This is a genomic window from Citromicrobium bathyomarinum, assembly GCF_038594485.1.
Taxonomy (GTDB): domain Bacteria; phylum Pseudomonadota; class Alphaproteobacteria; order Sphingomonadales; family Sphingomonadaceae; genus Alteriqipengyuania; species Alteriqipengyuania bathyomarina_A.
Map to the genome: position 1 here is coordinate 208,136 of NZ_JBCFZG010000004.1, position 14,084 is coordinate 222,219.

At 64.0% G+C, this 14,084-nt stretch carries 15 protein-coding genes; 8 read left to right on the forward strand and 7 right to left on the reverse strand.

Annotated elements, in window-relative coordinates; translation table 11 throughout:
- The first annotated feature begins 77 nt into the window (after positions 1–77).
- The 5 genes from AAG591_RS06615 to AAG591_RS06635 are packed head-to-tail and all read left to right on the forward strand — an operon-like array spanning position 78 to position 6,189.
- Positions 78–890, forward strand: a complete 813-nt coding sequence (locus AAG591_RS06615; protein ID WP_342530271.1) for a division plane positioning ATPase MipZ — start codon at positions 78–80, stop codon at positions 888–890.
- Complete coding sequence (locus AAG591_RS06620; protein ID WP_342530273.1) at positions 887–1,183, forward strand: J domain-containing protein; 297 nt, start codon at positions 887–889, stop codon at positions 1,181–1,183. Before AAG591_RS06615 ends, AAG591_RS06620 begins: the two co-directional genes overlap by 4 nt.
- Positions 1,180–2,583: a phosphoglucomutase/phosphomannomutase PgmG gene (pgmG, locus tag AAG591_RS06625; protein WP_342530275.1), complete on the forward strand. Its 1,404-nt coding sequence runs from the start codon at positions 1,180–1,182 to the stop codon at positions 2,581–2,583. Before AAG591_RS06620 ends, pgmG begins: the two co-directional genes overlap by 4 nt.
- A gap of 30 nt (positions 2,584–2,613) precedes the next feature.
- Positions 2,614–3,702 (forward strand): DUF2059 domain-containing protein, encoded by a 1,089-nt coding sequence (locus tag AAG591_RS06630; protein ID WP_342530276.1) that lies wholly within the window; start codon positions 2,614–2,616, stop codon positions 3,700–3,702.
- 39 nt (positions 3,703–3,741) lie between these two features.
- Positions 3,742–6,189, forward strand: a complete 2,448-nt coding sequence (locus AAG591_RS06635; protein ID WP_342530278.1) for a ligase-associated DNA damage response DEXH box helicase — start codon at positions 3,742–3,744, stop codon at positions 6,187–6,189.
- On the opposite strand, the gene AAG591_RS06640 is transcribed toward AAG591_RS06635, so the two are convergent.
- The 6 genes from AAG591_RS06640 to AAG591_RS06665 all read right to left on the reverse strand — a co-directional run bounded on the left by AAG591_RS06640 (position 6,186) and on the right by AAG591_RS06665 (position 9,823).
- On the reverse strand, positions 6,186–6,617 hold the full coding sequence (locus AAG591_RS06640; protein ID WP_342530279.1) for a GNAT family N-acetyltransferase: 432 nt from the start codon (positions 6,615–6,617) through the stop codon (positions 6,186–6,188). The two genes, AAG591_RS06635 and AAG591_RS06640, sit on opposite strands and share 4 nt — an antisense overlap.
- 39 nt (positions 6,618–6,656) lie before the next feature.
- A complete protein-coding gene (locus AAG591_RS06645) occupies positions 6,657–7,079 on the reverse strand; it encodes an ExbD/TolR family protein (protein WP_342530281.1) in 423 nt (140 codons plus the stop codon).
- 155 nt (positions 7,080–7,234) lie between these two features.
- Entirely contained in the window at positions 7,235–7,669 is a 435-nt protein-coding gene (locus tag AAG591_RS06650; protein ID WP_342530283.1) for an ExbD/TolR family protein, read from the reverse strand.
- A 34-nt stretch (positions 7,670–7,703) separates the two neighbouring features.
- Positions 7,704–8,240 (reverse strand): ExbD/TolR family protein, encoded by a 537-nt coding sequence (locus AAG591_RS06655; protein WP_342530284.1) that lies wholly within the window; start codon positions 8,238–8,240, stop codon positions 7,704–7,706.
- A 77-nt stretch (positions 8,241–8,317) separates the two neighbouring features.
- Positions 8,318–9,070: a MotA/TolQ/ExbB proton channel family protein gene (locus AAG591_RS06660; RefSeq protein ID WP_342530285.1), complete on the reverse strand. Its 753-nt coding sequence runs from the start codon at positions 9,068–9,070 to the stop codon at positions 8,318–8,320.
- Positions 9,071–9,154: 84 nt separating this feature from the next.
- A complete protein-coding gene (locus AAG591_RS06665; RefSeq protein WP_342530286.1) occupies positions 9,155–9,823 on the reverse strand; it encodes an energy transducer TonB in 669 nt (222 codons plus the stop codon).
- 323 nt (positions 9,824–10,146) lie between these two features.
- On the opposite strand from AAG591_RS06665, the gene AAG591_RS06670 reads away from it, so the two are divergent.
- Positions 10,147–11,019, forward strand: coding sequence for a hypothetical protein (locus tag AAG591_RS06670; protein WP_342530289.1), 873 nt, complete (start codon positions 10,147–10,149; stop codon positions 11,017–11,019).
- Between the two features lie 75 nt (positions 11,020–11,094).
- Positions 11,095–12,411, forward strand: coding sequence for a homoserine dehydrogenase (locus tag AAG591_RS06675; protein ID WP_342530290.1), 1,317 nt, complete (start codon positions 11,095–11,097; stop codon positions 12,409–12,411).
- 4 nt (positions 12,412–12,415) lie between these two features.
- Here AAG591_RS06675 and AAG591_RS06680 read toward each other — a convergent pair whose 3' ends face one another.
- Positions 12,416–13,015, reverse strand: a complete 600-nt coding sequence (locus AAG591_RS06680; protein WP_342530291.1) for a hypothetical protein — start codon at positions 13,013–13,015, stop codon at positions 12,416–12,418.
- A 63-nt stretch (positions 13,016–13,078) separates the two neighbouring features.
- Between AAG591_RS06680 and glpX the strand changes: the two genes are divergently transcribed.
- A complete protein-coding gene (gene glpX / locus AAG591_RS06685; protein ID WP_342530292.1) occupies positions 13,079–14,068 on the forward strand; it encodes a class II fructose-bisphosphatase in 990 nt (329 codons plus the stop codon).
- The last annotated feature ends 16 nt before the right edge of the window (positions 14,069–14,084 follow it).

Here is a 14,084-nt window from a genome sequence, read left to right on the forward strand (position 1 = left end):
ATTCACAAGCGGCCTAGCGGGGCCCGAACCCGTTTCGCAATAAGCTCCGTTCCGCAATCAGCAAAGGATCGCTCCACGTGTCAGGCCGTCGCACCCACCGGATCGTGTTCGCCAACGAGAAGGGCGGGACCGGCAAGTCGACGACGGCGGTCCACGTTGCCGTCGCGCTTGCCTATCAGGGCGCACGCGTGGTCGCGATCGACCTCGACCATCGCCAGCGCACGATGGACCGCTACCTGGAGAACCGCGAAGAGACGGCAAGGCGGCGCGAAATCGCACTGCCCACCGCGGCACGGGCAGTGTTTTCCGAAGGAAACGAGACCGACCTCGAAGCCCTGACACGGGAGCTTTCGAAAGAGGCCGACTTCGTGATCTTCGACACGCCGGGCCGCGACGATCCGCTGGCGCGCCATGTCGCCCGCGAGGCGGACACGCTGGTAACGCCGCTGAACGACAGCTTTGTCGACTTCGACCTGATCGGGCAGGTCGACGCGGAAAGCTTCAAGGTTCGCCGCCTCAGTTTCTACGCCGAGCTGATCTGGGAAGCCCGGCTCGCGCGCAGCAAGACGGCGATCGAGCAGGAGCGCCCGCAGATGGACTGGGTCGTCGTGCGCAACCGCACCGGCCATACCGAGGCGCGCAACATGGTCCGCATCGAGCGTGCCTTGTCCGAACTGAGCAAACGGGTTGGCTTTCGCGTATCCTCGGGCCTGTCCGAGCGCGTGATCTACCGCGAACTCTTCCCCTCGGGGCTCACCCTGCTCGACAAGGGATATCTTGGCGATCTTGGCACCAGTCATCTGGTCGCGCGGCAGGAGCTGCGGCAGCTGGTCCAGAACCTGCGCCTGCCCGTTCCCGATGGTGCGGACCGCGCGCTCAAGGCCGCATGATCCGCTTCATCGTCATCGCGGCAGTCCTGTGCCTGGCGTGCCGCTGGATATTCGGACGCTGGCCATGGGATTATCTGAGCGCGAAGCCAACCCGTTCGCAGACCGAGTTTCGTGCACGAAAGCTGCTGGGCGTGCCTGCCGACGCCGACCGCGCCCAGATCATCGAGGCGCACAAGCGGCTCGTGCGGCAGGTGCATCCCGACATGGGCGGGACTTCCGCCCAGGTGCATGAGGCCAATGCCGCGCGTGACGCGTTGATTGCCAGTCTTCCCGAAAGCGAGAAATCCTTATGAGCCACAATTTCGACCCGTCGATCCTTCGCGAATACGACATTCGCGGCATCATTGGCGAAACGCTGGAGGCAGACGATGCACGCGCGATCGGTCGCAGCTTCGGCACCCTGCTCAAGCGCGCCGGTGGCTCGAAAGTAGCGGTGGGGTACGACGGGCGGCAAAGCTCGCCCATGCTCGAACACGCGGTGGTCGAGGGGCTGACGGCGAGCGGGTGCGATGTCGTGCAAATCGGCCTCAGTGCCACGCCGATGCTCTATTACGCCGAGGCTTCCGACGCGCAGGTCGATGGCGGTATCCAGATCACCGGCAGCCACAATCCGCCCAATTACAACGGGTTCAAGATGGTCTTCCAGGGCCGCCCCTTCTTCGGGCAGGACATCCAGCGGATCGGCGAAATCGCCGCTTCGGGCGACTGGGAGGATGGAGCCGGCGCCGTCAGCGAGCGGCCTGTGATGGACAGCTATATCGAACGTCTTCTCGAAGGGCTGGACGGAATCGACCGCAGTGCCCTCGCGAGCCTCAAGGTCGGTTGGGACGCGGGCAATGGCGCGGCAGGCCCCGCACTGGAGAAACTGGTCGCCAAATTGCCCGGCGAGCATCACGTCCTTTTCACGGAGGTCGACGGAACCTTCCCCAATCACCATCCCGATCCCACCGTCGAAGATAATCTCGAGGATCTGCGCGCACTGGTTGCCGAAAAGGGCCTCGATTTCGGCATCGCGTTCGATGGCGACGGCGACCGGATCGGCGCGATCGACGGCGCGGGCAGGGTGATCTGGGGCGATCAGCTGCTGATGATCTACGCGCAGGATCTGCTGCAGCGGCAACAGGGGGCGACGATCATTGCCGATGTGAAGGCCAGCCGCGCGCTGTTCGACCATGTCGAAAAGCACGGCGGCAAGCCGCTGATGTGGAAGACCGGCCATTCGCTCATCAAGTCCAAGATGAAAGAGACCGGTTCTCCGCTGGCGGGCGAGATGAGCGGACACGTCTTCTTCGCCGACACCTATTATGGCTTCGACGACGCCCTTTATGCCGGCATCCGGCTGATCGCGGCTTCGGCGCGTTTGGGCGAATCGGTGACGCAATTGCGCGACGCCATGCCTGAGATGATCAACACGCCGGAAATGCGCTTCCAGGTCGATGAATCGCGCAAATTTGCTGCCATCGACGAGGTGAAGGCGCGCCTGAAGGACAGTCCGGCGGACGTAGATGGAACGGACGGCGTGCGCGTGACCACAGATGACGGCTGGTGGCTGTTGCGCGCCTCGAACACGCAGGACGTACTCGTCGCGCGGGCCGAGAGCGAGAGCGAAGCCGGGCTCGAACGGCTGATGGAACAGATCGACGAGCAACTGGCACTTTCCGGACTCGCAAGAGGGCCGCAAGCAGGGCATTAAAGCCCAGGGAAATCGACGAGGGGGACCGTCATGAAGAAATTGATCGTTTCGACCGCACTGGGATCGCTCGCTGTAGTCGGCGTGCAGCCCGTTATCGCGCAGGAAAGCGATGTGCCGCCGGTGGTCGTCTCGGTCGTACGGATCGACGATTCGCATGAGGACGCCGATGCCGCCGAAACGGACCAGGTGTGGTTCGAGGATGATTCGGACGAGGCAGGCGGCGATGACGATGCGATGGCCATGGCCATGGTCACCGCCATGCTCTCCAGCATGTTCGAAGCCGAGCCGCTGACCGCCGAGGCCGAAGCGCGGCTCCCCTTGGCGAACTCGGTCGCGGCGAGCCTGGTGCCCGAAGGTATCTATGGCGAGATGATGGGGCAGATGATCGAATCGTTTCTCGCCCCGATCTTCAAGATGGCGAATACCGAAGGCGGGATGAGCACTTCGGACCTTGCGAACTATACCGGCGTTGCGCAGGAAACGGTTGAAGCGCTGACCGACGAGCAACGCGCCGAGCTGACCGATATATTCGATCCCGTGTACCAGAGCCGCGAACAGGCGAAGTTCGACGGCATCGTCAGCGGGGTCAACATGGTGTTCGGGGTGCTCGAGCCGGGCGTGCGCGATGGTCTGGCCCGTGCCTATGCCAGCAAGTTCGAGACGAGTGAACTGGCAGAGCTGGAATCGTTCTTTGCAACACCCGTTGGCGCGAAATTTGCTTCGCAAAGCCTGCTTCTCAACGCCGATCCGCAAGTGATCTCGGGGATGATGGATACCATCCCCAGCCTCATCGAGAAGCTGCCGATGTTGACGGAAAGCTTCGAAGATGCGGCGGACGGGCTGCCCGAGCCCCGCCGTTATGACGACCTGACGCCGTCGGAGCAGCGGCGTGCGGCCGAGATGCTCGGAATAGACCAGTCGACATTGCGGGAAAGCATGGCCGCGGCCGAAGCGATGGAAGAAGAGGCGATGACCATCGACATGAGCGACTGGTCCGACGAAGAATTGGACGCAGCGGCCGACGCGCTCGAGGATGAAGCCGACGGTTCGATGGATTCATCCGACGACAATGAGGGCGAATCCTTTGCAGAGGCCATGGAGGATGTCGGCGGCGAATAGCCATCAGGCTCCATAACGCGCGTCGTGCATTATGAAGGCATGACGGGCAGCGGCACACCGCCTGAAATCGAAGACTGGTTCGAGGGGCGTGGCTGGCGCATCCGGGCCCATCAGCATGCCATGCTCGAAGCGAGCGACCGGGGCGAGCACGCCTTGCTGGTCGCCGATACGGGTGCGGGCAAGACGTTGGCTGGGTTTTTACCTACCCTGGCGGCGTTCACTCCTTCGCGCCTGGGCGATCAGACCCCGCCCGAGGGCCTCCACACGATCTATGTCTCTCCATTGAAGGCGCTGGCGCAGGACGTTGCGCGCAACCTGCTTGCCCCGATCGAGGAGATGGGTCTGCCGATCAGGGTTGAAACCCGCAGCGGCGATACGTCTTCCGATCGCAAGCGCCGCCAGCGCGAGAAGCCGCCACACGTTCTGCTGACTACCCCAGAAAGCCTCTCAATCCTGCTTTCCTACCCCGAAAGTCTCGAGATTTTCGCGGGCGTCAAACGGATCGTCATCGACGAGATTCACGCCTTCGCTACGGGCAAGCGGGGAGATCTTCTGGCGCTATGTCTCGCGCGTCTGCAGTCGATTGCCCCAGACATGCAGCGTGCGGCACTGTCCGCCACGGTAGCCAACGAGGAAGGCTTTCGCGCATGGCTCGCGCCGTGGGGAGAGATCGACCGGGTGGCGGTCGTCCAGGGCGAACCGGGCGCGCCTCCGGAGGTCGAGATACTGTTACCCGATGAGAACCGCGTGCCGTGGGGCGGCCACGCGGCAACCTGGGCGATCCCCCAGCTCTACGAAGTCATCAAGCAGAACCGCACGACACTGGTATTCACCAATACCCGCTTCCTTGCCGAATATATCTTCCAGCACCTGTGGGATGTGAACGAGGAGAAACTCCCGATCGGCATTCATCATGGCTCGCTTAGCCGCGAGGCGCGCGAGAAGGTGGAAGCGGCGATGGCGGCAGGTGAGCTGAGGGCGCTGGTTGCCACTGCCAGCCTCGATCTGGGAGTCGATTGGGGGGATATCGACTGCGTGGTGCAAATGGGTGCCCCCAAGGGCTCCTCACGGCTCCTGCAACGCGTCGGGCGGGCCAATCACAGGCTCGACCAGCCGAGCCGCGCCTTGCTCGTCCCCGGCAACAGGTTCGAATTCCTCGAAGCGCAGGCGGCCAAGGATGCGGTGGACGAAGGGCAGCGCGATGGCGAGGATTTCCGCCCCGGCGGGCTCGATGTGCTCGCCCAGCATGTGATGGCCTGCGTCTGCGCTGCACCGTTCGAGGAGGGCGAACTGCTCGCGCAGGTGCGCAGCTCGCTCCCCTATGCCTGGGTGGATGCGGAAGTCTTCGCCCGTGTCCTCAATTTCGTGGCGACCGGGGGGTATGCACTCAAGGCCTACGACCGCTTCCAGCGGATCGTGCGCGATCGCAACGGCGAGTGGCGCCTCACGCACCCCCAACACGCGGCGCGCCACCGGCTCAATGCCGGCATCATCATGGATGCCGAGATGCTGGAGGTGCGTTTCAGGAATGGCCGCTCGCTAGGGCGGGTCGAGGAGAACTTCGCGGCTCAGCTTTCGCCCGGCGACACGTTCGCCTTCGCGGGCACCTCTCTCGAAGTCGAGCAGCTGCGGGATATGGAGATTATCGTGCGCGCATCGTCCAGGTCGGCGATGATCCCGAGCTATGGCGGTGCCCGCATGCCTTTGACCACGCATCTGGCCGAGCGCGTCCGGGCGATGCTGGTCGACCGCGCAGGGTGGGGCCGGTTCCCGGACGATGTGCGCGAATGGCTGGAGATGCAGGACTGGCGCAGTGCAATGCCGGGCCCGAACAATCTGCTGGTCGAGAGTTTCCCGCGTGGGGGGCGTGAATATACCGTCTACTACACCTTCATTGGATGGAACGCGAACCAGTCGCTTGGCATGCTGATTACCAAGCGGATGGAAGATCGCGGGCTGATGCCGGGGGGATTTGTTGCCAACGACTATTCGCTGGCGGTTTGGGGGCTGAAGCCGGTCGTTGATCCTGCGCCGCTGCTGTCGCCCGATATTCTGGCGCATGAGTTTGTCGATTGGGTGCAGGATTCGCACCTGCTGCGCCGATCCTTTCGCGAGGTCGCGGTCATCGGCGGGTTGGTGGAGCGGCAGCATCCGGGCAAGCGCAAGACCGGCAAGCAGGTGACCTTCTCGACCGACCTCATCTACGATGTCCTGCGCAAGTATGAGCCCGATCACGTGTTGCTGGAGGCGGCGTGGGCGGATGCGCGCACGCGGATGACCGATGTCGGGCGGCTGGGCGATCTCCTCGATCGCGCGCAGGGCGATCTGGTGCATGTCGAGCTCGACCGGGTCAGCCCGCTCGCCGTGCCGGTTATGGTGATGATCGGGCGAGAGAGCCTGCCGCAGGGATCGGTCGACGACGAGTTGCTGCTGGAGGCGGACAGTCTGGCGGCAGAAGCCATGCGAGCCGGCGCGACCGAAGGCTAGCCGGCGGCAGGCTTCAGCCAGCGGGCCATTCCCTGCGACATGGGAGCTACGGATGCGAAGCCGTAGCGGGCGTAAAGATGGTTCGCGTCGCCATCCGCGATGAGGCTGACGTAGGCGGGTGCCTCCAGCGTTTGCGCCAGGCGATCCATCAGTTCGTGCATAATCGCCTTTCCCAGCCCCTTGCCCTGGTGAGCGGGATGGACGGCGATATCGCAGACCTGGAAGAACAGCCCGCCGTCGCCGACGATCCGGCCCATCGCCACCGTTTGGCTTTCGAACTCGACGATGACCGAAACGATGCTGTTGGGAAGGCCTGCCTTGGCGGCGGCGCGATCATGCGGGCTCAGACCGGCCACCATCCGGAGGCTAAGGTAATCCTCTACGGTGGGGATGGCGTGTTTGAGGTGATACGCTTCGATAAGTGTCATCGCCGCTGCCTAGCCGGATGCGGCCATCGTAGCATCGGCTTATTTCGCGCCGAATTCCCGATACTGATCGTTGCCGACGAAGCCGAATTTGGTGACGGGGGAAGCCTTGATCGTACGCAGCGTATGCGCGGACAGATCGTAGCTCGCATTCCCCTCCGGTTCGAACTGCAACTCAGGTTCGGGCGCGATTCGGCTCGCGAGGAGCAGGTTGGATTTCAACTCACTCTGCGAAGCAGGCTGCCCATTCCACAGCACGGTGCCGCTTTCGGTGACGACGACCTTGTTGACGATGGGATCGAACTCGAACTTCTCGGTGTTCGAGCCGACATCGATGTCGATCGAGTGTGCCGACAATGGAATGGTGATCACGAACATGATCAGCAGCACCAGCAGCACGTCGATGAGGGGGGTCATGTTCATTTCGCCCAGAGGAGCGGTCTCGGCGGAACTCGCGAAAGCCATTTTCACTCTCCCACAATGCGATCGGTGATCCGACCTGCGAGTGTGAGAATATATCATTATCGGACCCCTGGCCAGTGCGCACAAAAAAGGGGGCGGATCGCTCCGCCCCCTCGAATGTCGCGAGCGCTGATGCGCCGCTGGATTTGCCTATCGGCTTATTTGCCGAACGTACGGTACTGTTCGTTGCCGACGAAGCCGAACTTGGTCACGCCCGACGCCTTGATGATGTTCAGCGTCTTGGCCGACAGGTCGTAGCTTGCGAGCGGTTCGGGTTCGAACTGCAGCTCGGGCTCGGGCTGCATGTCGCGCGTCAGCTGCAGATTGCGGACCAGTTCGGGCTGGCTGATATTATCGCCATTCCAGAGAATCTGGCCGTCCTGGGTCAGCACGATCTTGTTCTTCACCGGATCGATCTGATCGGGGGGCGGATTGTTCGGGTCCGGCGAAGGCAGGTCGATATTGACCGCATGCGTAGCCACCGGAATGGTGATGATGAACATGATGAGGAGCACGAGCAGGACGTCGATCAACGGCGTCATGTTCATTTCCATCATCGGCGCGCCATCATCCTTGCCGCCTGACATAGCCATGGTTGAAGTCTCCTAAGTCTTTGTCTGGGCCGGATCAGCCGTTCGGATCGACCGGGTTCGAAATGAACCCGATGGTCGGATAGCCTGCCGCCTGCACGTTGTAGATCGTCCCGGCAACACAGCGCCACGGCGCATTCACGTCGCCGCGGATGTGGACCTGCGGGATGAGATCCGGGTCTTCCATGATGGCCTCGGGCCCGCCAGCGCGCTGAACAATGCTGTCGAGACGCTTGAACGCCTGGTCGTAAAGCTCTTCCGAGCTGACCGGGGTCGTGTTGCCGAGATACACGCGGCATTCGCCGTCGCGAACGGCACCGGTAAAGCCCGACTTTACGGGCCCGGCGGTGCGGCCTTCGGCGTCGGTGGTGCTGACTGTGATCAGCAGGTTTTCCACCTTGTCTTTCGATTCGACCGATTCGAAGATCGGAATTTCGAGTTTCTCAATCGTCTGGATCGCAACCGGAACCGCGATCAGGAAGATGATGAGAAGCACCAGCATAACATCCACCAGCGGAGTGGTGTTGATGTCTGCCATCGGCGTATTGCCGTCGCCTCCCGTGGAAATCGCCATGGTCTGCGTCCTATCCGTTAGTTAGCCAAGATGAAGAGCGAAGCGGGGCCACGCATGGAACGTGACCCCCGATCGGCTTACTTCTTGACGGTCTTGGCAGCAGCAGCCTGCTTGGCCGAAGCCGCAGTCATCGGCTTCACCGCGCCGTTCGAGTTGATGTAGGCAAGCAGATCGGTCGAGAAGCCGGTCAGCAGCTCGGCGATCTTCTTGTTGCGCGCCATCAGCCAGTTGTAGGCGAACACGGCGGGCACGGCGACGAGCAGACCGATCGCGGTCATGATCAGCGCTTCACCAACCGGACCGGCGACCTTGTCGATCGAGGCCGAACCGGCGAGGCCGATGTTGATCAGCGCGCGGTAGATACCGATAACCGTACCCAGCAGGCCGACGAACGGTGCGGTCGCACCGACGGTAGCGAGGAAGGCGAGGCCGCCGTTGAGGCGCGACATGATCGCATCCTGCGAGCGGGCGAGCGAACCGTGCATCCAGTCGTGCGCTTCGAGGCTGTCGGTCATACGGCCGTGCGAAGCCTGGGCTTCGACACTATCGTCGACCATCTGGCGCCATGCGCTGTTCTTGTCGAGCTTGGCAGCGCCTTCTTCCAGCGTGTTGGCGCGCCAGAACTGCGTGCGCACCTTCTTGTACTGGCCGAGCACCTTGTTCTGCTCGAGCAGCTTGGTGATCAGAATGTAGAACGAACCGACCGACATGATCACGAGAACGGCCAGAATGGTCCATGCGATCGGACCACCCTGCTTCATCGCTTCCATGAAACCGAATTCAGTCTGCGGACCTTCGCCAGCGGCGGCCGCCATTAGATTGATGAACATCGCGAACTCTCCAAAAAAGTATGTCTAACCAACAATGTCGACGCGTCTCCGAGGTGCCCCATTGCGAAGACGCGTCGCCCTAAATCAATTCGGGATCTGCCAGCGAACCGTGCCGGACCAGGATCCTGCCTCGCCCTTGAAACGCGCTCTGCGTTCGATGAGGCGGCAGGTCGCGTCCTTGAGGTCGCCAGGGGCGCTGCCTCCGGTGACCGAACATCCCGAAACCCGTCCGTTGCTGCCCACCGTCACGGTGAACGAAACGCTGCCGGAATAGTCGCGGCTGATCCAGCTCGACCGGTAATCCGACGGGGTAATCCACGAGCCCGGGCTGTTCGACGGGCGAAGCGGATCCGCAGGCGGGGGCGGGGGCGGCGGCGGAGGCGGGGGCGGCGGCGGCGCGGGAGGCGCAACCGGCGCGGCAGGCGGAATCCGCAGCGCAGGCGGCGCTGGCGGCGGAATCGTCTGTTGCGTCCGAACGTCCGGGGGATTGGGCGCAACCCTGATCGGCGGCGGCGGTGCCACCGGCGGCGGGGGTGCCGTTTCAGGTTTCGGCTCTTCGGGGGGCGGGGGTTCTTCCTCCGGCTCCGGCTCCGGTTCCTCGATATCGACTGTCGTCACCCGTTCCACGACCTTCTTAACGGCGGAATACGCCAGGCCGGTAATGAGGACGTAGCCGATGACGACATGAATAAGAGCAACGATGATGATCGCGACAATCTTGTTACCGCTCATCTGTTGGTCTGAATAAGCCATGCAGTCGCATCACTCCATCAAGCACCGGGCGCGGCCCGGCGATCATGTCCGGCGGCTGCACCGGACGGCGATTGTTCAACCCCGTTAGTCAATTCTATCGCGTCTCCGGACGAGCCGAAGCCGCAATCAATCGAGCCTATGGGGCCGTGTCCGGGCAATTTCCTACCGTCCGCCCAGACGGGCCGGGTCTTAAACAGGATGTTCTACCTCTGCAAACCCTTTGTCGGTTCAGTCAGGATTCACGGGTAAATGTGTCTCCAGCCTGAAAATCTTGTCATAGAGACCTGCCAACAGGTCCGATATGCTTAACCACGGAGAGCGCCGTGAAGTTCCTTGTTTCGTCCATCAGTGCCGCCGCACTTCTCGTCACACCGGCCCTCGTGGCACCGGCGATGGCCCAGGGTCCCACGCAATCGCAGGTCGCTGCAGGTCAGCAGCTCAGCGATGCCGACCTGATAGACTTGGCGGATTATGCCGACCTCGTGGTGCGCGCAAAGGTGCGCAAGCAAAGCGAAGTTGCGCCGGAACGCGCGCCGGGCCTGCGACCGGGATACACCCGGTTCTACATCGAGGCGGATACGCAAAGCCTGATTGCAGGATCGTCGAGACTCGGTGAACGCATCCGCTACCTCGTCGATCTCCCGCTCGACGCACGCGGCAAGAAGCCGAAGCTGAAAAAGCAGGATGTGATTCTGTTCGCGCGTCCCGTTCCCGACCGGCCCGGCGAGCTCCTGCTGGTCGCTCCAGACGCGCAATTGCTGTGGAACGACGCGCTTGAGCAGCGCACGCGTCTCATTTTGAAACAGCTCGTTGCGCCCGACGCGGCGCCGCGCATCGCGGGTGTGCGCGACGCGCTGTCGGTCGCGGGGACGCTGGCAGGCGAATCGGAGACGCAGATCTTCCTCGATACGGTCGACGATTCCCCCGCCGCCATCAGCGTGGTGCGTCGCCCCGGCATGGCGCCCGTCTGGGGCGTGTCCTTTTCCGAGATCGTCGACCAGGCGGTAACGGTGCCGCAGCCCGGTTCGCTGGCATACTATCGCCTCGCCTGCGCACTGCCCCCATCCTTGCCGAGCGCGGCCAACCTGGCCCGCGATCCGGCCGACCGGGCACGTGCGAGCGACGACTATCGGTTCATCCTGTCGCAGCTAGGCCCCTGCACGCGAATGCGCGAGGCGCCGAGCGTCCGGTACTGACCTCGACGATCCTCCCCGGCCATCGGTGCTGCTAGGGCTTGCCTTCGCGAGTGCAGCATCGCATCGCTGCGCGCCATGAGCGAGGCATTCAGACTGGGAATCGCGGGGCTGGGCACGGTGGGCGCAGGAGTCGTCCGCCTGCTGACCGAGCATGCCGCACTGATCGAAACACGCGCCGGGCGACCGATCGAGGTCGTCGCGGTGAGCGCGCGCGAGCGCACGAAGGATCGGGGTATCGACCTGTCCTCGTACCACTGGTGCAACGATCCCGTCGAACTTGCGCACCTGGACGGAATCGACGCGGTCGCCGAGGTCATCGGCGGAAGCGACGGTCCGGCGCTCGATCTTGCGCGCGAATCGCTCGGCCATGGCCGGTCGCTGGTCACGGCCAACAAGGCGATGATCGCGCAGCATGGTCTGGACCTGGCGCAGCGTGCCGAGGCGAATAGTGCGGGCCTGCTGTTCGAAGCCGCAGTGTGCGCTGGCACGCCGATCCTGCAGACCCTGCGGGAAGGCATGGTCGGCAACCGGATCGACCGGATCGAAGGCATTCTCAACGGGACCAGCAACTACATCCTGTCCGCAATGGAGCGGCAGGGTGAGGATTTCGGTGAGGTCCTCGCCGAAGCGCAACGGCTGGGCTACGCCGAAGCGGACCCCGCGCTCGATGTCGATGGTGGCGACGCTGCGCACAAGCTCGCCATTCTCGCCGCGCTCGCCTTCGGGGTCGAGCCGCGCTTCTGCGAGGTCGAGATCGAGGGTATTCGCGATATCCGTGCCGCCGACATCATGCAGGCAGAACGGCTGGGCTATTCGGTTCGCCTCGTCGCGATGGCCGATATGGAGCGGCAGGGCGATTCGCCGGCGCGCCTGCTGCAGCGGGTTCGCCCCTGCCTGTTGCCCGCGCATCATCCGCTGGCCAGCATCGACGGGCCGACCAATGCCGTGCTCGCGCATGGCGACTACGCCGGACCGATCCTGATCCAGGGCGCGGGCGCGGGCAGCGAATCGACCGCGAGCGCGATCGTATCCGATGTCGTGGCACTCGCCCGGGGCGAGACGCGGCCCGCCTTCGCGGTACCCGCGACCAGCCTTGCCGGTGTGAAGTGTGCCGATTCGGGGGAGAGAGAAGCGCGCTACTATCTGCGCTTCGTGGTTGCCGACCGGCCCGGCGTGCTCGCCGAACTCGCCGCTGCGATGCGCGATGCCCGGGTCAGCATCCAGAGCCTGATCCAGGAGGGCGAGAGCGTCGGCCCCGAAGAGAGCGGCATCATGATCGCGCTGGTCACGCACAAGGCCCCGGCGCGCAACGTGCGCGATGCGCTGGCCCGGCTGCAGGGCGCGGCCAGCATCGTCGAGCCTCCGCTGGCGATGCCGATCCTGATGGACTGATCGCTCAGCTCTCGGGCATCTCGTCCGGCTCGGCGGAGGATTGCGATGGGTGGTCCACCGCAGGGTCGGCGGGTTCTTCCTCGCTCTCCATCGCGGCGACCTGCGTTTCGCCGTCATCGAAGCGGCTGCCGCGCGGGGCGAGACCGCGCGCGATCCGGTCTGCGTCGGAGCCGGGCGGCGCCTCGGGCAGTGCGGCGACATCGACGACATAGACCGGGTCTTTCGGGCATGGCGGGATGAAGCACAGTCCACCCACCGTCGCCGGGCCCTTGAATATCCCCGGCCCCGACACGTCGGGCGCCTCGCCGCCCCACGACAGGTGGCTGTCGTCCCCCTTGTCGAGGCTGGAGGTGATTCGATAGCGGTCGGGATCGCTTTCGACCGGCGCACAGACGAGGATTTCGTTGCCGACAGCTTCAGGGCAATCGGCGGGACGCTCCGGCTCCGGCGGATCGACCCGATATGTCTTTCGCGCCTCCTCCAGCATGGGCCCGACGACGTCTTCGTCGCCCGCGTCCTGCTGCGCCAGCGCAGGGCCGCATAGCCCCGCCGCCAACGCCAGAGCGCAGAGGAGCGGCGCAAACCGCACGGTCCTGGTCGACATGGCCTCGCTCCCGCACTAGGCGCTGTAAGCATTGCAAGACATAGCAGAAGGGCTGAATCACCTATGAACACCGCAGGCGTTTCCAACGCACTCGCCAATGAACTTGATCGCGTGCTGGTGCTCGAAATGGTCCGTGTGACGGAGAAGGCCGCGATCGCCGCTTCGAAGCTGATCGGCCGGGGCGACGAGAAAGCCGCCGATGCCGCCGCAGTCGAAGCGATGCGGCGCGCGTTCGACAAGCTCGATATCGACGGCACCGTTGTGATCGGCGAGGGCGAGCGGGACGAGGCGCCGATGCTCTATATCGGGGAGAAGGTCGGCGGCGCGCCGGGCACCGGGCCCAAGATCGACATCGCGCTCGACCCGCTGGAAGGGACCACGATCACCGCCAAGGCCGGGCCCAACGCGCTCGCCGTGCTGGCGGCGGCGGAAGAGGGCAACCTTCTGAACGCGCCCGACACCTATATGGACAAGATTGCGGTCGGCCCCGGCTATCCCGAAGGCATCATCGACCTCGCCAAGTCCCCCAGCGACAACGTGCGCGCAGTGGCCGAGGCCAAGGGCGTCGACCCGTCGGACATCATCGTCTGCGTGCTCGACCGTCCGCGCCATAACGACCTGATTGCCGAGCTGCGCGGGCTGGGCTGCGGCGTGGTGCTGATCGGCGACGGCGATGTCGCGGGCGTGATCGCGGTGACCGACGAGAACACCACGATCGATATGTACATGGGCCAGGGCGGTGCGCCCGAAGGCGTGCTCGCCGCTGCGGCGCTGCGCTGCGTGGGCGGCCAGTTCAACGGCCGGCTGGTGTTCCGCAACGAAGAGGAAGAGGCCCGCGCCGCCAAGTGGGGGATCGAGGATCTCGACCGGATCTACAAGCTGGAAGACCTCGCCAAGGGCGACTGCATCTTCGCCGCCACCGGCGTCACCTCGGGATCGCTGCTCGAAGGCGTCAAGCTCAAGCGCGGCGGCAAGATGACCACCGAAAGCGTGGTCATGCGCTCGTCGAGCGGCACGGTGCGGTGGATCAAGAGCGAGCATCGGGTCCGATAGGCGAGGACTGCACTCT